This window comes from Pseudomonas syringae, from assembly GCF_023278085.1.
GTDB classification, from domain to species: domain Bacteria; phylum Pseudomonadota; class Gammaproteobacteria; order Pseudomonadales; family Pseudomonadaceae; genus Aquipseudomonas; species Aquipseudomonas syringae_Q.
On sequence record NZ_CP066265.1, the window covers coordinates 2,782,429 to 2,806,890 of the forward strand.

Below are 24,462 nucleotides of genomic sequence, written 5' to 3' on the forward strand. Positions count from 1 at the left end.
AAAACCGCAGTGCGCCCCGTCAATGGCCACACACTGGGTACGGTTGAAACGTTCCAGCATCATAGTTATTCAGGTGCAATCGGGAAAACTTTCAACGATTCCAGCCGCCGCCCATGACCTTGTAGAGGGTTACCCGATTGCTCTGCTCGGTCAGGCGCAGAGAGATCAAATCCTGTTCGGCGCTGTACAGGGAGCGCTGAGATTCCAGCGCTTCGAGGTAACTCTGCGAACCGCCGCGATACAGCGCATCCGCCAATTCGTAGCTCTTGCGACTGGCATCGGTGTAGGCCTGCTGTGCCGCGACCCGCTCATCCAGCGTGCTGCGCACTGCCAGCGCATCGGCGACTTCCTTGAAGGCGGTCTGGATCGTCTGCTGATAGGTCTGGATCTGGATCTGGTTTTCGATTTTGGCCGAGTCCAGCGTGGCCCGATTGGACCCGCCGTCGAAAATCGGCACGCTGATGCTTGGCGCAAAGCTCCAGGCCCCGGTGCCGGACTTGAACAGCCCGGACAGGCTGGTGCTGCTGGAGCCCGCACTGGCCGTGAGGGTAATGCTGGGGAAGAACGCAGCGCGCGCCGCACCAATGTCGATGTTCGCCGACTTCAGGCTGTGTTCGGCGCTCAATACATCGGGACGCCGTTGCAACAGGCTGGAAGGCAGCTCGGCAGGCACCTGTACCAGTTGCGCCACAGTCTGCATTTCAGCATCCGGCAAAAGCGCATCCGGGACGTCACTGCCCACCAGCAGGCGCAAGGCATTGCGGTCCTGAAGCACCTGGCTGCGGTACTGCGCCACGTCACCGCGAGCCGATTCGACCGTGGTTTGCGCCTGGGCCACTTCCAGCCCGGAAGAACCGCCCAGCGCATGGCTGCGTTGGGTCAGGTCGTAGCTCTGCTGCTGGCTGGTCAGCGTGTCTTGCGCCAGTTTCAGCAGCTGGTTGTCAGCAGCCAGGGTCAGCCAGCCGGTCGCGATCTCGGCGATCAGGCTGATCTGTGTGCTGCGTCGTGTTTCGGTCAACGCCAGGTAGTCTTCCAGCGCTTCGTCCTGAAGGTTCTTAATACGCCCGAACACATCCAGCTCATAGCTACTCAGGCCAAGCTGCGCGCTGTACTCGTTACTGGTTGACGAGCGCCCGGTCATGGACGTCGAGGCTGGCGAATGAGTACGCGTTGCGCTGCCGCTGGCATCGATGCTCGGCAGGCTTGCCGCGCGCTCGATACGGTACTGGGCCTGGGCTTTTTCAACGTTGAGGGCCGCTAGCCGCAGGTCGCGGTTATTGGTCAACGCCAGGGTCTGCAGGCGTACCAGACGCTGGTCGGTGAAAAAGTGCTGCCACTCGATATCCGTCGGCACACCGCCCGACGCGACAGATTTGGCCGCCGTAGCCGGTAGCCACTGGCCAGAAACCGGTGCTTCGGGGCGCTGATAGTCAGGGGCCAGGTTAACGCAGCCGGTCAGCAGCGCCGTGACAGCCAGCGACGGCCAGAAAAGACGCATCATGCTTCACCTGTAAAAGTGGGTTGAGCGGCGGCAGCACTGCCTGACGCCCGATTGAAACGCCGGCGGACTTCCACGAAGAACAGCGGCACCAGGAAAAGCCCCAGCAGCGTGGCGCTGAACATGCCGCCCAATACGCCTGTACCGATAGCCTGACGCCCTGCGGAGCCTGCGCCGGTACTGAACGCCAAGGGCATTACGCCGAACATGAACGCCAGCGAGGTCATCAGAATCGGACGCAAGCGCTGCCGTGCCGCCATCAGGGTGGCTTCGTGCAGACTCTTGCCCTGCTCCTGCAAATGCTTGGCGAACTCGACGATCAGAATCGCGTTTTTCGCCGCAAGGCCGACGGTGGTCAGCAACCCGACCTGGAAGTACACGTCGTTGCTCAAGCCGCTGGCCTTGGTCGCCAATACCGCACCCACCACGCCGAGAGGCACGACGAGCATGACCGAGAACGGCACCGACCAGCTTTCGTACAGCGCGGCCAGGCACAGGAACACGAACAGCACTGAAATGGCATAGAGCATCGGCGCTTGAGAGCCAGACAATCTCAGTTGGTAAGACTGCCCGGTCCATTCGTAACCAATGCCTTCAGGCAGTTGCTTGATAATCGCTTCAACGGCATTCATCGCGGTCCCGGAACTGACGCCGGGCGCAGGGTCGCCGACCAGTTCGAGGGATGAGTTACCGTTGTAGCGCTCCAGCAAGGGCGAGCCGTAGCTCCAGCTGCTGCTGGCGAACGATGAGAACGGCACCATTTCGTCATTGCTGTTGCGCACGAACCAGTGGTCAAGATCCGCCGATTGCATGCGCGAAGCGGCCTCACCCTGCACATAGACTTTCTTCACACGCCCCTGATTAAGAAAATCGTTCACGTAGCTGCCGCCCAATGCCGTGGACAGCGTCGAATTAATGTCGCTGGTCGAGAGGCTGAGTGCACCCGCCTTGCGGTCATCGATCGTTACCTTCAACTGCGGCGTGTCGTCCAGGCCGTTGCTGCGCACACCGAGCATGCTCGGGTCCTTCCTCGCCAGTTCGAGAAACTGCCCCCGAGCCTCGACCAGCGCATCGTGCCCTAGACCACCCAGGTCCTTGAGTTGCACATCGAACCCCGAACTCTGTCCCAGGCCCCTTACCGCGGGAGGCTGCATGACGAAGATACTGGCGTCACCGATGCTGGCCATGGCCAGTGTCGCGCGCTGGGCGATCTGTGCAGCGCCCTGCCCTTGACCGGTTCGCTCGCTCCAGTCCTTGAGTTTGATGAATGCTCTGGCTGTGTTCTGGCTGTTACCACCGACCCCGAGGCCGGAGATACTGATCAACGCATCGACTTCCGGCTGCTTGAGCATGTACGCCTCGAACTGCCTCATCACGGCCTGAGTGCGGCTGTCCGTCGCCCCCACCGGCAACTGGATCTGCGCCATCAGCGCGCCCTGATCCTCATCCGGCAAAAACGACGTCGGCAGGCTCACGTAGCCCACCGCCATCGCGGCGAGCACCAGCACGTACACCAGCAAACTGCGACCGCGATGCTTGATGACACCGCCTACGCCGCGCTGATAGCGGTCGGCGCTGCGGTCGAACGTACGGTTGAACCAGCCGAAGAAGCCGCCCCGCCGGGCATGCTGTTGCGAATCGGATTGCTTCAGCATCGTTGCGCACAACGCAGGGGTCAGCGTCATCGCGACCAGTACTGACAGCAGCATGGCCGAGACGATGGTCACCGAGAACTGCCGGTAGATGATCCCGGTAGAGCCGCTGAAAAAAGCCATCGGGATGAACACAGCGCTCAGCACCAGAGCGATACCGATCAGCGCGCTGGTAATTTCCTGCATGGATTTGCGAGTGGCCTCAAGCGGGCTCAGTTGCTCTTCGCCCATCACTCGCTCGACGTTTTCCACCACCACGATGGCATCGTCGACCAGCAACCCGATGGCCAGCACCATCGCAAACATGGTCAGGGTATTGATTGAATAGCCGAACAACGCCAATACACCGAAGGTGCCGAGCAAGACTACCGGCACGGTAATCGCCGGGATCAGCGTGGCGCGCAGGTTCTGCAAAAACAGAAACATGATCAGCACCACCAGCACAATCGCTTCGCCCAGCGACTTCACCACTTCCTTGATCGAGAGGCTCACGAACGGCGTGGTGTCGTAGGCAATTTCAGTCTTCAACTGCATTTGCGAGGGGTAGAACGGTTCCAGTTCCTTGAGCTTGGCCTTGATCGCTTCGCCGACGCTCAGCGCGTTGGCCCCCGAGGCCAGCTGGATGCCCATTGCCGCGGCGGGCCTGCCGTTGAGCGCCGAGCTGATGTCATAGCTCTCGCTGCCCAGTTCAATCCTGGACACGTCGCCCAACAGCACCACAGCGCCGTCACTGGAGGATTTGACGACGACGTTTTCGAACTGCTCTGCGGTCTGCAACTTGCTGCGTGCGCTGATCGTGGCATTCAGTTGCTGACCATTGACCGCAGGCAAAGCGCCCAACTGGCCTGCCGACACTTCGGTGTTCTGGGCTTCGAGCGCCGAGCTTATGTCGGACGGCATCAGCGCGTATTTTTGCATTTTCGCCGGGTCGAGCCAGATGCGCATGGCATAACCCGAACCGAGGGTCTGCACATCACCGACGCCATCCACACGGCTGAGCTGGTCGAGCAACGTGCTGGAGATGTAATCACCAATCTGCGTACCGTTGACACTCTCGTTATCAGACGACAGGGCGACCAGCATCAAGAAGTCGGAACTGCCCTTGGTAACGGTCAGACCTTCGCTCTGCACGCTTTGTGGCAGCCGCGATTCGGCCTGCTGCAATTTGTTCTGCACCTGCATCTGCGCCACATCGGGGTCAGTGCCTGCGGCAAAGGTCAGGCTGATGCTCGCACTGCCCGAAGAACTGCTCGACGCGGACATGTAGGTCAGCCGGTCCAGGCCTTTCATCTGCTGCTCGATCACCTGAGTAACGGAATCCTCGACGGTCTTGGCTGAAGCGCCGGTGTAGGTGGCGGAGATCTTGATGGTAGGGGGCGCGATATCGGGGTATTGCTCAAGCGGCAACTGGCTGATGGACAGTCCCCCGCCGAGCATGATGCAGATGGCGATGACCCAGGCAAAAATGGGCCGATCAATGAAGAAACGTGCCATGTTCAGCCCTCCTTGCTGTTAGCGGCAGACGCCGTTTTGGCCGTCGAGTCCGTTGTTTCGCTGGCTTGCACGGTCACCTCGGTGCCCACCGGTGTTTTCTGCCCGCCTTCGACCACCACCTGCTCGCCTGCTTTCAGCCCGCTGGTGACCCACCATTCGTTGCCCACCGCGCGGTCGACCACCACCACGCGCTGTTCGATCTTGCCGCCCACCACCAGCAACACTGTGGTCTGGCCACTGGCGGCGCGGTTGACCGCTTTTTGCGGAATCAGAATCGCGTTCTGGTCCTGCGCCTGTTCCAGCACCGCCAGCACGTACATGCCAGGCAGCAACAGCCCCTGCGGATTGGCAAAACTGGCCCGCAGGGTCACGGTGCCGGTGCTTTCATTGACACTGACGCCACTGAATTGCAGGCGCCCGTCGTGGTTGTAGGGGCTGCCGTCATCCAGTTTCAGGGTGACTCGTGCGTCACCATCGCCAGTGCTTTGCAGCGCGCCACTGGCCAGGTCGCGTTTGAGGCGCAGCAACTCGGTGGTGGACTGAGTGACATCGACGTAGATCGGGTCCAGTTGCTGAACCGTGGTCAGTGCCGTGTCCTGCTGGGCGACGACCAGTGCGCCGGGGGTCACGGTCGAGGTTTCGATACGCCCATTGATCGGCGAAGTGATGCGCGTGTAGGCCAGATTGATACGGGCCGTCTGCACATCGGCTTCAGCGACTTTCACCTCGGCCGCGGCGGTTTGCAGACTGGCCTCGGCATCTTCCTTGTCCTGCTGGCTGATCGCGTCGATCTTCGCCAGCTGCACATCACGCCTGGCAGTGGCCTGCGCCGACTTGAGTGTGGCGCGCGACTTGGCGAGGGTCGCCTGCGCTTCAGCCAGCGCGGCCTGATAGGTCGCGCTGTCGAGCTGATACAACGCCTGACCGGCTTTGACCTGCGCGCCCTCGACAAACAGTCGCTGTTGCACGATGCCGCTGACCTGAGGCCGGATCTCGGCGACCATGAAGGCACGAGTGCGCCCGGCCAGTTCGGTGGTCAGTGACTGGCTGCGAGGTTTTACGGTAATGATCGACACCTTGGGTTTTTCCGCAGCGGGCGGCGCGTCTTCCGAGCAACCGCTCAGAAGGCCGATAACGACTGCGTAGATGACGTAGGTGATCGTCATCAGGTATTTGGCGAAAATCTTGCTCGACATGATTGCCTCAGGACGTTGTGGCGAAAGCCTGACGTCAGGGTGCGAGGCAAATGTGCAGGAAAATTGAAGATTGGCGTGATCACTTGAAACTTGCGGATACGAAGGCCTAAATGCACGCTGTCTCCACGCGCTGTTTCCACAAAAAAGTTGGCCCCATGAAACTGAGTATTTCCACCAAGCTGTTCATTGCAGTGCTGATCAGCGTCCTGTCGGTGATCCTGATCATGGGCCTGACGGCCAACTGGAGCTTCGGTCGCGGCTTTCTGGGGTATCTCAACGAACAGGCCATGCAGCGCATGTCGCCGGTCCTGCCGCGTCTGGCCAGTGCCTATGCCCGTGAGGGCAACTGGGAGTTTCTGCGCAACAACAGGGAACGCTGGTTTGAAGTCATGCGCCCGGACCCTACGCAGGACTTCGCCATCCCCGGGCTTGCGGCGCCGCCCATTTCAGACCTGACCGGCGCGGTGTTCCGGATCGCCTTGCTGGACGAAAACAAGCAATTGGTCATGGGCTTCACCGGTTCGCGAGACGCCGAATTCATGCGCCCCGTCGAGGTTGACGGCAAGGTTGTCGGCTGGCTGGCCGCCACGCCCTTTCAAAGTGTCAGCGAAGCCGGAGGCGAACGTTTTCAGCAGTATCAATTGCGCGCCAGCCTGGCGATGGGCGTGCTTTCACTGCTGCTGGCGGTGTTGATTGCCTGGTGGATCGCGAGGACGTTGCTTGACCCGGTCAAACGCGTCGCCGCTGCGACCCACCGGCTTGCTGCCGGAAAATACAGCAGCCGCGTGGCCGTGTCCTCCAATGACGAAGTCGGTCAACTGGCCCGTGACTTCAACCAGCTGGCCTACACCCTGGAGCGCAACGAAAAAATGCGCCGCGACTTCATGGCCGATGTTTCCCATGAGCTGCGCACCCCGCTGTCGGTATTGCGCGGCGAACTGGAAGCTATCGAAGACGGCGTGCGCATGCTTGATCAGTCGTCGATGAAATCGCTGCAAGGCGAGGTCAGTATGCTCAGCAAACTGGTGGACGACCTTTACGAGCTATCGCTGGCCGACGTCGGCGCCCTGACCTACCGCAAGGTCGATTGTGACCTGACCGAGTTGCTGGAAGGCATCGCCGCCATGTTTGAAGAGCGCTTCGCCACGCGGCAGCTGAATCTGCAGCTGGAACTGCCGACCCAGCGCCTGATGGTGGACGCCGACCCGAGACGCTTGCAGCAGCTGGTCAGCAACTTGCTGGAGAACTCGGTGCGTTACACCGACGCCGGCGGTACGGTGCATGTCCGTGCCGCCGTCGACGTTGATGAAGTCGTAGTCGAAGTCATGGATTCCGGACCAGGCGTCGAACCCGAGCAATTATCGCGGCTGTTCGAACGATTCTATCGCGGCGAAACCTCGCGTAACCGCGCCAGCGGCGGCGCTGGCCTGGGGCTGGCGATCTGTCACAGCATCGCCCTCGCCCATGGCGGCACCCTCAGCGCCGATCACTCACCCACAGGCGGCCTGTGGCTGACCCTGCGCCTGCCCGGACGGTTATGAGCATGACGACTGAAGTGCCGATCCTCATCGTCGAGGACGAACCGAAGCTGGCGACATTGATGCGCGATTACCTGATCGCGGCTGGCTACTCGACTCACTGTCTGGACAACGGCCTGGACGTTGTGCCGGCCGTCAGGGCCAATGCGCCGCAATTGATCCTGCTCGACATCATGCTGCCCGGTCGCGACGGCATGGACATCTGCAAGGAACTGCGCAGCTTCAGCACCGTGCCGATCATCATGATCACCGCGCGAGTGGAGGAGATCGATCGTCTGCTGGGGCTGGACCTTGGCGCGGATGATTACATCTGCAAGCCGTTCAGCCCGCGTGAAATGGTCGCCCGGGTCAAGGCGATCCTGCGCCGCACGTCGTCACTCGAACCAGAGACTGCAAAGGGCGTGCAGGTCGACGAAGCGCATTACCGGGCCTCGTTCAACGGAATCGCCCTGGACCTGACCCCGGTAGAGCTGCGCCTGCTGGCCACCTTCGCCCGCTCGCCCGGCCGGGTGTTTTCCCGCGACCACCTGCTGGACCGGCTTTACTCGGACCACCGCGTGGTCACCGACCGCACCGTGGACAGCCACATCCGCAACCTGCGCCGCAAACTGGAACAGGCCTGCCCTGGGCAGGACCCGATTCAGTCGTTGTACGGGGTAGGTTATCGGCTGGAGCTGTGAGGCACGCAGCGCCGAGCGCTGAGAATCGGACGCGGAGCGTCCAGAACGGCGTTCCCGCGCTGGAGCGTGAGGAACCATAATCATGAATGTCCGAAAGAACACCGATCTTACCGACGCTCTGCGTCCGATCCTTACTGCGCGGCGGCAGTCAGCACGCCGTCAGGCACTCTCGGTCTGCCGGTGACGGTTCAGCGCAGCCAGGTCGCGGAAGGCAGCCCCCGGATGGCCTGCTTCCAGGCGCGGGCCGTCGCCAAACAGCTTCTCGCGCAACGTGCCTGTGGCGTATTCGGTCTTGTAAACACCGCGTTTTTGCAGCTCCGGCACCAGCAGTTCAACTGCATCAATAAAGGTTTCATGGGTCAGCGCGTAGGCCAGATTGAATCCGTCGACATCCGTCTCTTCAACCCACTCCTGCAACAGGTCCGCAACGGTTTCCGGGCTGCCGACAAACAATGGGCCAAAACCACCGATACCCACCCAGTCGGCCAGCGCCTGCGGGGTCCAGACGGTGTTCGGGTCGGCAGTGGAAAACGTCTCGACGGCCGACTGAATGGCATTGGTGTGCACATGCCGCAGCGGCTCGTCAGGCTTGAACTGGCTGAAGTCGATACCGGTCCAGCCAGAGATCAGCGCCATGGCCCCCTCATAACTGACCCAGCTTTTGTACTCTTCGAATTTGGCTTTCGCCTTTGCGTCGGTTTCACCGAGGATCACCGTCTGCAAATTGAAGATCAGCACCTTGGCCGGGTCACGACCGGCTTCGGCCGTACGGCGGCGAATATCAGCAACGGTCTTTTTCAGCAGCACCTTGGACGGCGCAGCCACGAACACACACTCGGCATGCTCGGCGGCAAACTGCTTGCCACGGCTTGAAGCACCCGCCTGATAAAGAACCGGCGTGCGTTGCGGCGAAGGCTCACACAAATGGATGCCGGGGACCTGAAAGTGTTTGCCGACGTGACGGATTTCATGAATCTTGCTCGGATCGCTGAATACCCGCCGCTCCCGGTCACGCAGGATTGCGCCCTCTTCCCAACTGCCTTCCCACAGCTTGTAACAAACCTCCAGGTACTCCTCGGCATAGTCGTAGCGCGCATCGTGTTCGGTCAGGGTCTTCTGTCCCAGATTCTTCGCACCGCTTTCCAGATAAGACGTCACGATATTCCAGCCCGCCCGCCCCTTGGTCAGGTGGTCCAGCGTAGAAAGACGGCGGGCGAACGGGTACGGATGCTCGAACGACAACGACGCCGTCAAGCCAAAACCCAGATGTTCGGTGACCAATGCCATAGGCGGAATCAGCTGCAACGGGTCATTGACCGGCACCTGCGTAGCTTGGCGGATAGCGGCTTCGCCATTACCGCGATAGACATCGTAGATGCCCAGCACGTCAGCGATGAACAGGCCGTCGAACTTGCCACGCTCAAGAATTTTGGCCAGATCAGTCCAGTATTCCAGGTCCTTGTACTGCCACGAACGGTCACGCGGGTGCGCCCAAAGGCCCGGTGATTGATGGCCGACGCAATTCATGTCGAAGGCATTGAGGCGTATTTGACGAGACATAGAGCTACTCCTGAAGCTGCGGCGGTACGACGCCGTTGAGGCGTTGATTGCCGATCACCTGGTAGTGCCAGCGCATCGGTTCGCGATGGGTCTGTGCTGGCAGCGAAATGCGTTGCCCGGTGAGTTCGTACTGAATGTTGCCGACCGCCTGAAGTGCATCGGCACTGGCGATAACCGCCTCGCTGCTGGCGATCAGGCGCTGCTCTGACGAACCTTCCAGGCGTTGCGCGCGCTCCAGCAAGGCCGCGGCAACGTCCAGACGGATCTGCAGGTCGCCGACTTTGCTGATCACATAAGGGTCATCAACAATGCGTTGCAGATTGCTGAGTGACCACGGCTGGCCCTGCTCGCGCAGGTAATCGAGGGTTTGTTGCAAACCGTGGCGGGCGTGGCCCAGGTCTTCGGTGGCGACAGTCAGTTGCGCTGTGATAGCGGGATGAGGCATGAGGCTGCTCCTTGATCAGTTCCAGGCGTGACGCGGCGGCGGGATGTTGTTGAGCACCTGATTGCCGATCAGGTGGTATTTCCAGCGCGCCGGGTCATGCAGCGTATGGGTGCGTGCATTGCGCCAGTAGCGATCAAGGTTGAGCTTGCCCAGTACAGAACGGGTGCCGGCCAGTTCGAACAGTGTGCTGCTGGCGAGCAAGGCAATCTGCGCCGACAGCACTTTGGCCTGCGCAACCACCACCGACGCCTGCGCGACGCTGGCTTCGCTCGGTTCAGCCAGGGCGTGATCAATGGCGCGCCCGGCCTTGGCAAGGATCGCGTCGGTGCCGTGCAGCCGCCATTGCAAGTCACCAATGGCGGCAATGCTGAACGGGTCCTGCCAGCCGAAATCCTGCTGGCTGTCGATCCACGGCCGCGCCAGGCGGGCGTGCTTGAGGGTTTCTTCAAATGCGCCATGGGCAATGCCGGTGTCCACCGCTGCCTGGATGATCTGCGAGATCGGCCCGTCGGCGGTCGGTTCATCGAACGCCCGATGCGCCGGGATTACCGCGCTCGACGGCACCCGCACATTTTTCAATACCGCGCCGCCACTGGCCGTGGTGCGCTGACCGAAGCCGTCCCAGTTATCGATGATGGTCAGGCCCGGATTGTTGCGTTCGACGAACGCAATGAAGGCCTGATTCTGTTCGTTGACGCCGGCTACCGGCACGATGTGCGCGAACAACGCACCGGTGCAGTAGAACTTCTCACCGTCCAGCACAGCCTGCTCGCCTTCGAAACGGATGCGGGTCTGGAAGGCTCCGGCGTTCTTGCTTTTCGACTCCGAAAACGCATTGCCGAAGCGGTAACCCGCCAGCGCCTTGGCGAAGTAATGACGCTTCTGCTCCTCGGTGCCGGTCTGCAACAGGATATCGAGCACGCCCAGGTGGTTCTGCGGGATCTGCCCTAATGAAGGGTCGGCGGCAGAAATGATCTCGATTACTTCTGCGACCGTGACGTAGGAAACACCCGCACCGCCATAGGCCTTGGGAATGGTGATGGCCCACAGGCCGCTGGCAGAGAACTCATCCAGCTCGGCAAACGGCAGACGGCGTTCGCGATCACGCAACGAAGCCTCTTCGGCAAAGCGGCTGGCCAGTGTCCTGGCGACATCGATGGCTTCGGCGTCCGAGGCAATAATATGCGCCTTGGGCGGTGTAGCAGGTGGAGTTGCGACTGGGTTGCTCATGGACGGGCTCCTGATCGTTAGCGACAGGTTGAAAAACACTCAACACGCGTAGCCTTGAACATTGCACAGCCCATGCCGAAAATTATTTACATTTAAAAACAGTCGGTTACGTAAATATCCTGATAACCGGCCGCATCCCACCACGCAAAATGTGCAAACGCTGTTGCAGGTTGAACAGTGCCCTACGGAACGCAGTTGCCAATGTGCGGTTTGCCGACAAGCTGTTGCTCAGCTGTTGCCCTTACAACAGGCAGAGCGGTCATTCATAAAAATAATCATTAAATTCAAAAACTTATGATCAGGCACAAAGCATGCACTGAACTGAACGACCCATTCACTGGCCCGACCTGCTCAGGAGCACTGCATGACTCAATCAACCGGCTCGAACCCACTCTCGCTGGGCACCGATTATGAAACCCTCGCCAACCGCTTCCGACCCATCTTCCGTGAGATCAGCGCGGGTAACGTCGAGCGCGAAAAGGCCCGTGCCCTGCCCTATGAGCCAATTGCCTGGCTCAAGCAAGCCGGTTTCGGCGCGGTACGTGTACCTACCGAATACGGCGGTGCGGGTGCCTCGATCGGCCAGCTGTTTCAGCTTTTGATAGAACTGGCCGAGGCCGATTCGAACATCCCGCAGGCCTTGCGGGCGCACTTCGCCTTTGTCGAAGACCGGCTGAATGCGCCACCGGGCGCCGAACGTGACACATGGTTTGCGCGTTTCGTGGCAGGTGACCTTGTAGGCAACGGCTGGACCGAAGTCGGTGCGGTGAAAATCGGTGATGTGATAACCAAGGTCAGCGCTCAGGGCGATGGCTTTGTACTCAACGGCACCAAGTTCTATAGCACCGGCAGCATTTTCGCAGACTGGATCGACGTTTACGCCCAGCGCGCCGACACCGGTGCCGACGTGATTGCGGTGGTGAATGCCAGGCACGCGGGCGTGCGTCACAGCGATGACTGGGACGGTTTCGGTCAGCGCACCACCGGCAGCGGCACGTCGGTCTACGACAATGTGCCGCTGCCTGCGAGCCATGTCATCCCGTTCGAAGATCGCTTCAAATACCAGACCGCGTTCTATCAATTGGTGCTGCTAGCGGTGCTGGCAGGCATTGGCCGGGCGGTCGAACGTGACATCGCTCAAGAGGTGCGCGACCGCAAACGTATCTTCAGCCACGGCAATGCCGGCAGCGTCAGCCAGGATTCACAGGTGCAACAGGTGGTCGGGCAGATCGCCGCGCAGGTGTATGCCGCAGAAGCCGCCACGTTACGTTCAGCCGAGCCGTTGCAGCGGGCGTACGTTGCACGCTTCGGCAACGACCCACAATTGGAAAAGGACGCCAATATCGCCGCCGAAATCGAGACCGCCAAGGCGCAGGTGATTGTCTCGGAGCTGGTGCTGCGTTCGGCCACCGAGCTGTTCAACGCATTGGGCGCCTCGGGCGTCAGCGTCAACAAGGCGCTGGATCGGCACTGGCGCAATGCACGCACAGCGGCGTCGCACAATCCGCTGATCTACAAGGCGCGTATCGTCGGCGACTGGCGTATCAACGGCACCGAGCCGCCCTTTGTCTGGCAAATCGGCGGCGGCACCGGTAAAGCCTGAAGCCTCGTTCAGGCGGCATTACGCAGCAGGTGGCGACTGGCAAAGCTGAAAGCCAGCACCACGAAGATCAATGCCCCGGTCGCCACCTGCTGCCAGTAAAAGTTCCAGCCAATCAACAGCAAGCCATTGGCAATGACGTTGATGAACAACACCCCCAGCAACGTGCCGACAATGTTGGGTCGTGCCTGGCGGCTCAGCGTCGTGCCAATGAACACGGCGCCAATGGCATTGATCAGGTAGGCATTACCGGACATCGGCACGTAGGCATTGACCGTGGAGCTGAGCACAATGCCCGCCACCGAACAGGCCAGCGCGCTGCCGACAAACACCAGCGCAGCGATGCGCCGCGTGGACAGGCCTGAGTAGTACGCCAGCTGCGGCTGCGTACCCACGGCCAGAATCTCCCGCCCCAGACGCCCGCGCGCCAGCACCAACCCGTAAACACCCGCCAATAGCAGCACGACCACCAGCGGCAGGGGTACGCCGAGGATCGACACGCCGGTGATACCCGGCAGTACACTTTGAGCAATGTAGATCGGCTGGCCGCCGTCAGAGAGTAATTGCTGCACGCTGGTGCCGATGAACAAGGTGCCCAGCGTCGCCAGAAACGGCGAAATACGCAGCCCGGCGATCAGCAGTGCATTGAACACCCCAGCCGCAACGCCCGCCAGCAAGGCAATTGCAATGGCTGCGCCCAAGCCGTGACCGGCGTTGAGTGCCACCACAAAACCAAGGCTGGCAAAATCCAGCGCTGTGCCCACCGACAGGTCAATACCACCCACCGCAACCGCCCAGGTCATGCCAATGGCAACGATGGCCAGCAGGACGAAATTGTTCAGCACCAGGCTCGACAGATTGCCCCAGCTCAGGAACCCCGGCGCATTGATGGCGAAGAACAGCAGGATGATCAGTACCAACAGCGGCAGCACCGCTGGCAGCAAGCGCGGCAGTACTTTTACCAGCGTCGAAGAGGTGTTCAGGGTCAAGGTACTCATTGCTCACCGTCCCGTCGGTCAAGGGCACCGGAAAATGCCACAACCAGCAGAATCAACACGCCTTGCACGCCGTTGACCCAGAAGTTGGAGATGTTCAGTAATTGAAAGCCATTGATCAGGAAACCCAGCAACAGCGTTGCCAGCAAGGTGCCGGGGATGTTCGCCGTCAGACGGCGCGAGAACACCACACCGAGGAAGGCGATGGCCACCACCGACAGCAACAGGTCGCCAGAGCCCGTGGTGCTGCCGCTGAAAAACGCAGCGGAGCAAAAAGCCGCAGTGGCAGCACAACCCCCGGCAATCAGGTAGCTGGCAAACACATAGCGTTGCAGGTTAAGGCCCGCCGCCTTCGCCGCTTGCGGGTACTCGCCAATGGCATACAGACGCAGGCCAAAGGCGCTGTGCTGAATCAGCAGCCACAGTAAGGCGGCGACACTCAGCAGCACCCATGCGAGCGCCGGGATGCCGAGCCAGACACCTGAAGCCAGACTGTCCAGCAGCTCCGAATCAGTGGCCAGCACGGTATTCTGGGTCAGCACCAGTTCCAGCCCGGCGATCAGGTTCATGCTCGCGAGGGTCGCCAACAGCGGCGGCAGACGTAGCAGCACCACCGCCAGACCATTGAGCGCGCCGACCAGCAGGCCGCAAACGAAAGTCAGAGTAATTGACTGCCAGGCCTCGAAACCGGCGTTGTTCAGGCTGCTGTAGACCGCCGCACACAAGCCGAGATTGGCTGCCAGTGACAGGTCCAGCCCGCCGCTGACCACGCTGGAACCGCCGCCGATCACCACGCAGGTAAGGCCCAGCGCGAGAATGCCAAGCACGGCCGACTGGGCGAACACGTTGCTGATGTTGCCGACGCTGAGAAAATTCGGCGCACTGATGGCAAATACCAGCAAAATTGCCAGAAACACCAGCAGCGACCCGCGCCGTGCCAGGCGCACGAGCCACTGTTGCGGCGGCTCGGTTTCCCGACCGGCAAGCACTTCAAGCGTGGGCATGATCAGCCTCCTCAGGAACGGTTTCGCCGCTATGACGGCCCTCACTGGCACCGGTGGCGCAGGCCAGCAGCTCATCGCTGTCGGTGGTTTTGGAATCGAACTCGCCCGCCACACGGCCGCGGTGCAGCACCACAATGCGATGGGTAATGCCGATCAGCTCCGGCAAGTCCGACGACAACACCAGCACCGCCGCCCCGCCCTCGGCAAGCCGCGCGATCAGCCGGTAGATTTCCACCTTCGCGCCGATATCGACACCTACGCTGGGCTCGTCCAGTAAATACAGCGAGGAATGCCGACTCAGCCACTTGGCCAGCGCGACCTTTTGCTGGTTGCCGCCACTGAGCAGTTGCACCGCGGACTCGTGGCCAGGCGTCTTGATTGCCAGTTCATCGATCAGTCGCTCGCTCTCACGCGCCTGAGCAGCACCCTCGAGGAACCCCCAGCGGCTGAATCGCCCGAGGCTGGCCAGTGTGATGTTTTCCAGCACTGACAGCGCCGGAGCCACGCCGTGACTACGGCGTTCCTCTGGGACCAGCGCAATACCCTGGCGCACCGCATCACGAGGTGATTTCAAGCGTAATGGCTGGCCATTGAGCAGCAACTCGCCGCGATCCGGTGGCAGCAAACCGAACAGGCTCTTGAGCAGCTCCTTGGCGCCCGAGCCGACCAGCCCGGTCAGGCCGAGCACTTCGCCACGCCGCACGCGGAGATCAACCGCGTCGTAGGAACGCCCTGCCCCCAGCCCGCGCAGTTGCAAAACATCGGTACCGGGAACGGTCTGCGAGCGAATGTACTGCTCACCCACGTCACGATTGACCATCAGCCGGGCAATCTGCGCCGTGCCGGTAATGGCAGGGTCGACCACGGCCACATCGCGCCCGTTACGCAGCACCGTGACCTGATCGCACAGCGATTCGATTTCCTGAAGGTAATGGGAGATATACAGAATGGTCAGGCCTTCATCGCGCAGACGCCGCACGATGGCCAATAAACGGTCCACTTCCTGCTTGACCAGCGACACGCTGGGCTCGTCGAACACTAGCACCTTGGGCCTGGCCAGCAGCGCGCGGGTAATCTGCACGATCTGCCGCTGAGCGCTGTCCAGATCGCGCACCAGTGCTCCAGTCGGCAGGCGCATGGCAAAGTAATTATCCAGTAGCCGAGCCGCCTCGCGATCCTGCGCGCGCCGGTCGACCAACAGACCGCGCTTGATCTCTTGACCGAAAAACAGTGCTTCCCCGACGGTGAAACTGCCCGGTAGCAGGCGTTCCTGATGAATGAAATGCACGCCCATGGCCTCGGCCTGGCGCGGTGTGACAGCAGCGAACGGCTGGCCATGAACGCTCAGGCTGCCTGCGTCAGCGCGATGAATGCCGGCCAGCACCTTGATCAACGTCGACTTGCCCGCGCCGTTTTCTCCGACCAATCCGTGAATCGTGCCCGAGTCGACCCGCAGATTGACGCCGTCCAGCGCCTGAGTTGCGCCAAAGCGTTTGCTGATGCCTGTGAGGTGCAAGGCAGGCACTGCTGCAGCCTGCGTTTTCGCTGAAACCATGATCAATCCCCCCGCGTCAATTATCGCCCCGGAGCTTTTGCACTTCCGGCAGATTGGCAGCGGTGGTCAGCAATGTCGGCACCTGGGTTTCCTTGGGCAAATCACGCTGCCCGGCCAGATAGCGCGCGACATTCTGCACAGCAGTCTTGCCAATCAGTACCGGCTGCTGAGCGACCACGGCGCCTATCGGCGAGTCTTCGCGGCGCATCAGTTCCAGCACCTCCGGGGTGCCATCGACGCCGTAGGTCTTGATCTCGGTCCGCCCGGCATCGATCAAGGCCTTGCTGGCACCCAGTTGCGGAATATCCCAGGCCGCCCATATCGCTGAAACGCTGCCTTTGGGGTATTTGTTGAGCAGTGCAGACACTTGCGAATAAGCATCCTGAACCGTATTGGGGATTACATCGCGCAGCTCAGGCTCGATGATTTTCAACTCCGGGTGATCTTTGAGCGCCAGCTTGAGCTGGTCGTAACGAATGGCGCAGACCGGCACGCCATAAAAACCATTGAACACCAGCACGTTGCCCTTGCCACCTGAATCCTTGATCAATTGCCCGGCCAGCGCCTTGCCGGTGGCAACGTTGTCGGAGGTGGTGTTGTTGAGGCTGTATTGCGACGGCGCATCAATGGTGAACAGCGGAATGCCCGCCTTGCTGATGCGCTTGAGCCAGGGATCGATAACGCTGAGCGTGCCCAGGGTCTGGATCACTGCATCGGGCTTCTGCGTAACCACCGTCTGCAATTGATTGACCAGATTCTTGTCATTACGGCCCGCGTCGAGGGTTATCGGCGTGCCGCCCAGGCGCCTGACCTCGTCGACCTGTGCCTGAAAGGCCTTGATATCAAAGTAGTGACTGGTGCCGGTCATGCTGATCGCAATGCGTTTGCCCGCCAGCGAAGGCACGTCGCTGTCATCGGCATGTGCCGTTGCGACGAGGCTGGTGGCAAACAGGGTCAGCGCCAGAGTGCGCCATACTGTAATCAGGCGAGTTGGCTTGGCAGGCGGGATGGCATCAGGCATTCGGGTAGCTCCACTGGCTCAGGAAAACAATCCCGATCAGCAGTGCACAGGTCATGCCCAAAGCTTTGCAGCGAGTTCTGTAGCAAGGTCGAGCCTTGCCGACAGGCACTTTCCCGCGTTGGCGGAAGGTACCTGTCGACCGGGAACAGGCGTTATCGGGCAATGCTGCAGAACAGATTGCCGATTCGCTGTTGCCCAGCCAACAGCGTCGACCGGTGTCCAGAAGTTGGCCCGTCTTAACTGAGTTTGAACTGCCGCAAGGTGGTGGTCAGACCGCTGGCCAGCTCTGCCAGCGACTGGCTGGCGCTGCCGGTCTGGCCGGTACGGACTGCCGATTGCGTCGACAGGTCGCGAATTCGCACCAGGTTGCGGTCCACTTCTCTGGCAACCAGTGCCTGCTCTTCGGAGGCGCTGGCGATTACTGTGTTGCGTTCGTCGATAACCATGACCGAATGGGCAATCGTCGCCAGTACAGCGTTGGCCGACTCTGCCTGCTGCTTGGTGCGTTGTGCCTGCTCGGTACTGACTTCAAGCGCCGCCAGCGTGCTTTTGGTGCCCAACTGAATGTGCCCGACCATGGTTTCGATCTCGCGGGTCGACTCGCTGGTGCGATGCGCCAGGGCACGTACTTCGTCAGCGACCACCGCAAAACCACGCCCTGCCTCACCTGCCCGCGCTGCCTCGATCGCCGCGTTGAGGGCCAACAGATTGGTCTGCTCGGACACCGCGCGAATCACATCCAGCACCTTGCTGATGTCCAGTGTGCGGGTCGCCAGTGCCTGGGCCTCGGTCGACGCAGTACCCACGTTACGAGTCAGCTCGGTAATGGAGGTTACGGTCTGGTTCAGCTCATCCTGCCCCTTGCGGGCGGACACCGAAGAAGCCTTCGACTCCTCCGACGTGGCGACCGCATTGCGTGCCACTTCGTCCACTGCCTGACTCATCTCGGTGACGGCGGTGGCAGCCATTTCGATTTCACTGTTCTGCACCACCAGGTCGGCGTTGCTGTTGACCATCAACGCACTCATTTCTTCAGTCGCGGACGCCAGTTGATGGGCGGCATCGCCCACTTGCGTCAGGGTCTGGCTCAGACTGCCGCGCATGCGTTCCATTGACTGCAACAGCAAGGCCGCCTCATCGACGCCCTCGCGGTTGATCAACATCGGTCGCAAATCACCGGCAGCGATGGTTTCAGAGGTCTGCAGCGCCTGGCTGATAGGCACTGCCAGGCTTTTTGTCAGGCGCCAGGCAAGCAGCACGGTCAGCAGTACCGTCAACAGCATGACCAGTTGCGTCACCATCAAGGCATTATCGAACACTTGGGTAGCGGATGCGCTGGAGTCAGCCTCGGAGTCGTCGTTGATTTTTTCCAGTTTGCCGAGTGATGCTTCGATCGTGTCGGCAAGCTTCTTCATGTCGGCCCATGCGGCCTGCCTGATCGCCGTAGCCTGGCTATCGCTGCCCAGTTTGTAACTCTGCTCGGCCTTGTCGGCGTAGGCCTGATAATCGTTTGTCAGCCCCGTTACGAGCGCTCGTTCATCGTCAGCGGTGATGACCGGACCGTAAGCCTGAATGGCTTTTTGAAAGCCGGCTTTTTTCTCGATGAAATCTGCATGGGCGTCGGCAACCTGAGTGGCGTCCTGAATAGCCAGCATCTTGACCACGGCAGTACGGGTTTTCTCGAACGCCAGAGCGATGTCATCGCCCAGCGCAATGCCCGGCAGCGAGTCGTTTTCGATCTCCAGTGATTGCTCACGAATACCGTGCAGTTGCACAAGGCTGAAAATGCCGAGCCCCAGTACCAGAACGACCATCAACGCAAAGCAGACAGACGTCCGCGCGGCAATCTTCAGCTGTCTCAGCATGTTCAGTCCCTTCCAGTGGTTGACGATAAGATTAGCGCCTGCAACGCTATCGGCCACCTATCAGAAAGGATGAAGAATACCGAGCCAGAGCTATGCCACTGCAATTTGCGGCCCACTTGGGAAATACCCTGTGCTAGGGTTCGTGCTGCTTTTTAACCCCCCGGACATGACTGGCAGCCATTAGCCAGTCTGCATTACTGGAGAAGCCATGAAACGTTACTATGCCGCGCTACTTGCATTATCACTGCCCGCCCTTGCCCATGCGGGCGACGCACTGGTCAGTTATCCCGCCATTACCCAGGCCCTGAACACCGGGGAATCGGTCGCCGTGGTGCTTGACCTGGGGCAATGCAAATCCTCGGTCGAAGGCGCAGAACCTTCAAAGACCAAAGGCGGCAAACGCATAGAAACCTACCGCATCACCGCAGACGGCACCCTGGCCTTCTCTGACACACACTTCACCCTCGACCGCGATAACAAGCCCATCGAGCAATTCATCCGCTATCAAGTACGCTCCAACGGCACGGCCGATTTCAGCATGACGACACTGAGTGTTCCGGGCTATCAGCCGGTGGGCAAGGCGGTGAGTTATACGTGTGCGATTGGCAAGGGGATGAGCTTTTTTGCAGGGAAGTGATGATCAAGCGTGACCTGTTGGCGAGACCTTCAAGTCTCGTCAACCTGGAAAATACTGATCGTCATCCCGTCGCTACCCGCCATGACATTGACCCTGCCGATGTACAGGTGTTTCTGCAGGTACTCATGAACACCCTCAGGGACACTGAACTGAATGTTGCATGTGCAGCGAGCCAATGATTTTGCGACCCGCAACCCGTCGTCTTTCAGATGTTGCGCGGCAATGCTATCAACCGCTGTGAGCCCTTCTCCAACGACATCCATGCTGATTCCGTCGTCGGTCAGCAAGGTGTAATACAGGCTGAATCGCACAAGCTCCTCATCCTGCGGTACTAGAAAAAGACTTCCTCCCGGAACGACCGTCCCTTGCAGACGCTGGCCATGGAATTCTCCTCCGAGTATCCCGCTGCTGCTGCGTTGACCCTGCCCAGGCGGGGGTAGCGCTTGCGGTGTGTCGATGTGCAGGTGAACAGTCAGCATTTCATGTAACTGTATCGTTTCCATCGCTCTACCTCTCTTCTTGCAAAGTCACTGTCGATCACACATTCGACGATTGCTGGCTGCGCAGTTAAAAGCCGCTGCTTCCGGGAGTCGGATATTCATAAGTGTACGGCGGTGTATGTTTTAGCTTGGGGCTGACGCGCTGTCAATTTAAACGTACCATTCGGTACGCTTATGGAGGATTGATGAAAGCACGCACCGAAGCACGTCGCCTTACCATCGTTGAAGTCGCCGCCGGGGTATTCCTCGACCTCGGCTATGACGGCACCTCCATGACGGAGGTGTCACGCCGGTTGGGTGGGTCGAAGGCGACGCTCTACGGATACTTTCACTGCAAGGAGGATCTGTTCAGCGCCGTGGTGAAGATGTACGCGACTTCCCATTTGTACGACGCCTTGACCTCACTGCTGCAGTCAGCGGACACCATCGCGTTGCACGAACAACTGGTCCGCTTCGGACGCAAGATGATGGGAGTCCTCACCCATGACTCAAAAGCCATCAATGTCTACCGGCTGGTCCTGTCGGAATCCGGACGCTCGGACATTGGCAAGCGTTTCCATGACACGGGCCCCAGTCAGTGCGTCGAAGCACTTTCGGACCTGATGTCACGTGCGATGGCCAACGGTGAGCTGACAAAGACTTGCCCCAGACTAAGAGCCAGACAGTATCTGTCACTGTTGACTGCCGAAACCGGCGAGCGTTTGTTCCAGCAGGAGCCCGCCCCCATGCCGATGTCCAAGGTGGAAATGCTGGTAGATCAGGCGGTGGGGATGTTTCTGGGCGGGGCTCAGGGAGGTCAGTGACCCCACTCCCGCAGGCACTCAGCGTGTCACCGCACTTCCCGCCTGATACTCCCTCGGCGTACACCCAAACTCGCGGCGAAACACGGTATGCAGGTACTGCGCCGATTTGAAGCCGCAGTTGCGGGCAATCTCTGCAATGGCCGAATCGGTTTTTTCCAGACCGTTGGCGGCGGCGGCCAGTTTGAAGCGCAGGATTTCGTCGTGCACGCTGCAGCCGCGCTCTTTGCGAAAGTGCGCCTCCAGCGATACGACGAGTTCTTCATCCGCCTATTCGACAGCAAGCGCAACGACACTTTTTGCTTCACTGAAAAACTAACTGAGGCCCACAAAAAGTATTAGCCTTAGGTGGTTAAATTTCAATGTGCATGCATAAACATAGGGTCTCCATTTTTTTCACCAATTCTTTCAAAGACGGGAACCATAGTATCGTCGACCTCTCCTAACTGCCAACAGACTAACACCCTTTTTTCTGCAGGATCAGCCTTATATGACTGTGTCCGGTGAATTGTGCCTGTACCATCGAAAAGAATAGCCTCACCTTCTGAGTACTTATGCACAATTGCACGTTCCTCATAATCGACCGATTCCCCTCGGAGCACAGCCGTAGTTTCTAGACCTCCAAAATGTGACTTGAAATCGAGCAGAGGCGTTAGCAGCGTCGCGCTTTGATTAAGCAAAAGATCTTCATCGGTAAAGTCAGAGTGCCATCGCCCCGTAGGATAACCACCCCTAATTTCAATAATATTGGCCTGAAGAACTCGCATTTTGTCAAAACCTTGACCAACAATACCTCTCACCACTTGAAGCTCACAACTGTCTAGCACATCTCGAAATATCTGCATTGACAGTTCAGACTTAGCAAAATACCAACGCATACTAACGTCTTTGAACTCATCACTGTAATCCTCGTGTGCTTTGACTCCGATAGCAAGCTCACCAGGCAATGAGCCGTTCAAAAAATCATGATATAACGTTTTGATAGGATCGAGCGCTTCATAAGAAAACTTTAACTTGGTCACTCTTTCTTCAAGGAACTGTCTCTTCTTCGACATATGACATCCTCAGAAAAAAGCCGCACAAGCGCACCTTGCGCGGCCCGTAAATTAATGAACTGTCAGTGAATCTGCAGGCACATGGCCGTAGCTTATCTCCATCGCTGTCTTCGCGGGTTTAGCCTCCGCCGCCGTCTTGGCTGGTTTAGTTTCCGCTGCCACCTTGGCTAGCTTGGTTTCTGCCGCTGCCTTGGCTGGTTTGGTTTCCGCTGCCACCTTGGCTAGCTTGGTTTCTGCCGCTGCCTTGGCTGGTTTGGTTTCCGCTGCCACCTTGGCTAGCTTGGTTTCCGCCGCCGTCTTGGCTGGTTTAGTTTCCGCTGCCACCTTGGCTAGCTTGGTTTCTGCCGCTGCCTTGGCTGGTTTGGTTTCCGCTGCATGTTTCACAGCGTCGAAATCATTTGATATAGAATCCTTAATGCGAAGAATAGTAATAGCTTGCATAGACTATAGTTTCCCTGTCAGTAAGTGAGCTTCATGCACAACATATCTTATGGTTACAACATTTAACCGACGAGCTTTTGGGCTCTTCAAAAAATCTGAAAAGCACACTCTTTTTATTACGAGGCACGCTAAAGCATTGAAATAAAACCCCCAGATAAGATTTAAAGCCAGAAGGGTCAACGTAACCAATGAGAAGCCATTAACGTCATTAACGCCCCCATGATCACAAGTATTGCCGCACACCAGTAGGTGGCACCATGGCCTACTGCGAGCAACGTTGTTCCTGTAACAGGTCCAATAACGTAGCCTAACGCTGCAGCCCCGAACGAAAGTCCAGCAATGCTACCTTGCTCCGCTTCGGATACTGCGTTTGAAAGTTGCCCTTGAAGACCAGGGAACAAGAAAGAAAATCCGGCTCCAGCGAGAAAGGCACATAATGTCAACTGCGGTATGGTGGAGGCCCCAAGAGCAATGGCGGCCAGCCCTGAAAACGCAAGTGCACTTCCGATCAAAACAGCCTTTTTCGGACCAGGCAGGAAGTGTTGCACTACGACTAGCTGAGTAAAAACCATCGCCACCGCGAGACCAAAAATAACAACACCTGTCTGCCGCACAGTATCGGACGAATTCAAGCCCAATGTATCTTGTATATGAAAAGCAATTGATTGCTGCAGCGCCGAAAAGCCAACATATACCATAACCGTCGCCAGTAGCCCCACAGCAACCCTGGGGTCAAGAAAACTTAACCTAGCTGATTGACTTCTTCTATCCTTTAAAGATGTTATCTTTTTGGGATTTTCAATGACAAAAAAAACCAGTACCACATTGAGCAACGCTAACCCCGATACTATATAAAGGGGAACAAGTACGCCATACCCTCCAAGCGCCGCCCCGAGGAGCGGGCCTAAAGTCGAACCTAATCCAAAGCACGCGGACATAGTACCCATCTTCGCCGGCCTGAGGTTTTCTGATGTGGTTATCGCGATATTTGCCATTGCTGCGGGATGTATCCCAGCCGTCATGATCGCATACAACAGCCTAATGAAGATGAGTAGATAAAAGACACTGGTGGCAGAAAGAATCAACCGTACCCCCGCATCCAAAACCAGAGCAAAGCAACAGGAGCCCACAGCATAACTGAACATGCCTAGTAAAAAAACAATACGACTGCCAGACCGGTCGATAATACGCCCCCACAGCGGTGAAGCAACAGTAAGTATGAGAGCGGATAGAGCTACCACATACCCGACTTGAATTTCAGACAAGCCAACCTGACGACCAATGGGTGCAAGTAAGGTATAGAGCAGTGTCTGTCCCATACCGACTAGAACCAAACCAACGGCCAACATGGTCTGACTCGTAGACAAGCCGAAAAGCTTCCAGCTCAAAGCTGTTACTTCTATAGAGCGCTTACGCATCACACGTCCTTAGGTGCTATTTATTATGAGACCAAGTCAGACTGGTTGCCTGACCCGCCTGCAAAACAATATTTAATTAATCCAGCAGACACTGTCAACACTTTTTCGCAACACAATGATCGAAGAATCAGCTGATTGCCATTTTACATCCTTCATAAAGTTTACTGGCTTGTTATCTGCAAACAGAATGTTTAACCGCGATTAAAAATTGAATGTGTAAAAACGTTTAAGAATAGAGGTGTAAACATTTAAACGACAGCAGGATATATTTAAGACAG

General features: G+C 58.7%; 20 protein-coding genes and 1 pseudogene. 5 read left to right on the forward strand and 16 right to left on the reverse strand.

Annotated elements, in window-relative coordinates; genetic code table 11:
* Positions 1 to 91: 91 nt before the first annotated feature.
* Genes I9H07_RS12340 through I9H07_RS12350 form a run of 3 tightly spaced genes read right to left on the reverse strand, consistent with a single transcriptional unit; the run spans position 92 to position 5,840 of the window.
* Positions 92 to 1,498, reverse strand: a complete 1,407-nt coding sequence (locus I9H07_RS12340) for an efflux transporter outer membrane subunit (RefSeq protein WP_236425524.1) — start codon at positions 1,496 to 1,498, stop codon at positions 92 to 94.
* Entirely contained in the window at positions 1,498 to 4,644 is a 3,147-nt protein-coding gene (locus I9H07_RS12345; protein ID WP_236425525.1) for an efflux RND transporter permease subunit, read from the reverse strand. The genes I9H07_RS12340 and I9H07_RS12345 overlap by 1 nt, the downstream gene beginning before the upstream one ends.
* A 2-nt stretch (positions 4,645 to 4,646) precedes the next feature.
* Complete coding sequence (locus I9H07_RS12350; protein ID WP_236425696.1) at positions 4,647 to 5,840, reverse strand: efflux RND transporter periplasmic adaptor subunit; 1,194 nt, start codon at positions 5,838 to 5,840, stop codon at positions 4,647 to 4,649.
* A gap of 155 nt (positions 5,841 to 5,995) precedes the next feature.
* Here I9H07_RS12350 and baeS point away from each other — a divergent pair, with 155 nt between their 5' ends.
* Positions 5,996 to 7,381 carry a sensor histidine kinase efflux regulator BaeS gene (baeS, locus tag I9H07_RS12355; protein WP_236425697.1) on the forward strand — a complete coding sequence of 462 codons (1,386 nt, stop codon included), beginning with the start codon at positions 5,996 to 5,998 and terminating at the stop codon, positions 7,379 to 7,381.
* A gap of 2 nt (positions 7,382 to 7,383) precedes the next feature.
* Entirely contained in the window at positions 7,384 to 8,058 is a 675-nt protein-coding gene (locus tag I9H07_RS12360; RefSeq protein ID WP_024673422.1) for a response regulator, read from the forward strand.
* 159 nt (positions 8,059 to 8,217) lie between these two features.
* On the opposite strand, the gene I9H07_RS12365 is transcribed toward I9H07_RS12360, so the two are convergent.
* From I9H07_RS12365 to I9H07_RS12375, 3 genes are read right to left on the reverse strand one after another with little or no spacing between them, the layout of a single operon-like run.
* Positions 8,218 to 9,618, reverse strand: a complete 1,401-nt coding sequence (locus I9H07_RS12365) for an LLM class flavin-dependent oxidoreductase (RefSeq protein ID WP_024673423.1) — start codon at positions 9,616 to 9,618, stop codon at positions 8,218 to 8,220.
* Between the two features lie 4 nt (positions 9,619 to 9,622).
* Positions 9,623 to 10,063, reverse strand: a complete 441-nt coding sequence (locus tag I9H07_RS12370; RefSeq protein ID WP_236425698.1) for an acyl-CoA dehydrogenase — start codon at positions 10,061 to 10,063, stop codon at positions 9,623 to 9,625.
* Between the two features lie 15 nt (positions 10,064 to 10,078).
* Positions 10,079 to 11,293: an SfnB family sulfur acquisition oxidoreductase gene (locus I9H07_RS12375; RefSeq protein ID WP_236425699.1), complete on the reverse strand. Its 1,215-nt coding sequence runs from the start codon at positions 11,291 to 11,293 to the stop codon at positions 10,079 to 10,081.
* 364 nt (positions 11,294 to 11,657) lie between these two features.
* Between I9H07_RS12375 and I9H07_RS12380 the strand changes: the two genes are divergently transcribed.
* Positions 11,658 to 12,896, forward strand: coding sequence for an acyl-CoA dehydrogenase family protein (locus tag I9H07_RS12380; protein ID WP_058823508.1), 1,239 nt, complete (start codon positions 11,658 to 11,660; stop codon positions 12,894 to 12,896).
* An 8-nt stretch (positions 12,897 to 12,904) separates the two neighbouring features.
* Here I9H07_RS12380 and I9H07_RS12385 read toward each other — a convergent pair whose 3' ends face one another.
* From I9H07_RS12385 to I9H07_RS12405, 5 genes are all read right to left on the reverse strand, one after another.
* Positions 12,905 to 13,891 (reverse strand): ABC transporter permease, encoded by a 987-nt coding sequence (locus I9H07_RS12385; RefSeq protein WP_024673427.1) that lies wholly within the window; start codon positions 13,889 to 13,891, stop codon positions 12,905 to 12,907.
* On the reverse strand, positions 13,888 to 14,892 hold the full coding sequence (locus tag I9H07_RS12390) for an ABC transporter permease (protein ID WP_024673428.1): 1,005 nt from the start codon (positions 14,890 to 14,892) through the stop codon (positions 13,888 to 13,890). Before I9H07_RS12390 ends, I9H07_RS12385 begins: the two co-directional genes overlap by 4 nt.
* The gene (locus I9H07_RS12395) at positions 14,879 to 16,447 is read right to left on the reverse strand and encodes a sugar ABC transporter ATP-binding protein (RefSeq protein WP_024673429.1); all 1,569 of its coding nucleotides are present in this window, start codon (positions 16,445 to 16,447) and stop codon (positions 14,879 to 14,881) included. The genes I9H07_RS12390 and I9H07_RS12395 overlap by 14 nt, the downstream gene beginning before the upstream one ends.
* Positions 16,448 to 16,463: 16 nt before the next feature.
* Positions 16,464 to 17,468, reverse strand: coding sequence for a sugar ABC transporter substrate-binding protein (locus I9H07_RS12400; protein WP_236425644.1), 1,005 nt, complete (start codon positions 17,466 to 17,468; stop codon positions 16,464 to 16,466).
* Positions 17,469 to 17,704: 236 nt separating this feature from the next.
* The gene (locus tag I9H07_RS12405; protein ID WP_236425645.1) at positions 17,705 to 19,333 is read right to left on the reverse strand and encodes a methyl-accepting chemotaxis protein; all 1,629 of its coding nucleotides are present in this window, start codon (positions 19,331 to 19,333) and stop codon (positions 17,705 to 17,707) included.
* 208 nt (positions 19,334 to 19,541) lie between these two features.
* On the opposite strand from I9H07_RS12405, the gene I9H07_RS12410 reads away from it, so the two are divergent.
* The gene (locus I9H07_RS12410; RefSeq protein WP_236425646.1) at positions 19,542 to 19,970 is read left to right on the forward strand and encodes a VirK family protein; all 429 of its coding nucleotides are present in this window, start codon (positions 19,542 to 19,544) and stop codon (positions 19,968 to 19,970) included.
* A 29-nt stretch (positions 19,971 to 19,999) separates the two neighbouring features.
* Here the strand turns inward: I9H07_RS12410 and I9H07_RS12415 are convergent, their stop codons facing one another.
* Positions 20,000 to 20,473, reverse strand: coding sequence for a DUF3237 family protein (locus I9H07_RS12415; protein WP_058392813.1), 474 nt, complete (start codon positions 20,471 to 20,473; stop codon positions 20,000 to 20,002).
* 182 nt (positions 20,474 to 20,655) lie between these two features.
* On the opposite strand from I9H07_RS12415, the gene I9H07_RS12420 reads away from it, so the two are divergent.
* Positions 20,656 to 21,273 carry a TetR/AcrR family transcriptional regulator gene (locus I9H07_RS12420; RefSeq protein ID WP_236425647.1) on the forward strand — a complete coding sequence of 206 codons (618 nt, stop codon included), beginning with the start codon at positions 20,656 to 20,658 and terminating at the stop codon, positions 21,271 to 21,273.
* Between the two features lie 18 nt (positions 21,274 to 21,291).
* On the opposite strand, the pseudogene I9H07_RS12425 reads toward I9H07_RS12420, so the two are convergent.
* From I9H07_RS12425 to I9H07_RS12440, 4 genes and pseudogenes are all read right to left on the reverse strand, one after another.
* Positions 21,292 to 21,519 (reverse strand): annotated as a pseudogene (locus I9H07_RS12425) (helix-turn-helix transcriptional regulator); the annotation flags it as partial.
* Between the two features lie 110 nt (positions 21,520 to 21,629).
* Complete coding sequence (locus I9H07_RS12430) at positions 21,630 to 22,325, reverse strand: hypothetical protein (protein WP_236425648.1); 696 nt, start codon at positions 22,323 to 22,325, stop codon at positions 21,630 to 21,632.
* A 51-nt stretch (positions 22,326 to 22,376) separates the two neighbouring features.
* Positions 22,377 to 22,766 (reverse strand): hypothetical protein, encoded by a 390-nt coding sequence (locus I9H07_RS12435; RefSeq protein ID WP_248957181.1) that lies wholly within the window; start codon positions 22,764 to 22,766, stop codon positions 22,377 to 22,379.
* 176 nt (positions 22,767 to 22,942) lie between these two features.
* Positions 22,943 to 24,184, reverse strand: coding sequence for an MFS transporter (locus tag I9H07_RS12440; RefSeq protein WP_236426529.1), 1,242 nt, complete (start codon positions 24,182 to 24,184; stop codon positions 22,943 to 22,945).
* Positions 24,185 to 24,462: the final 278 nt, after the last annotated feature.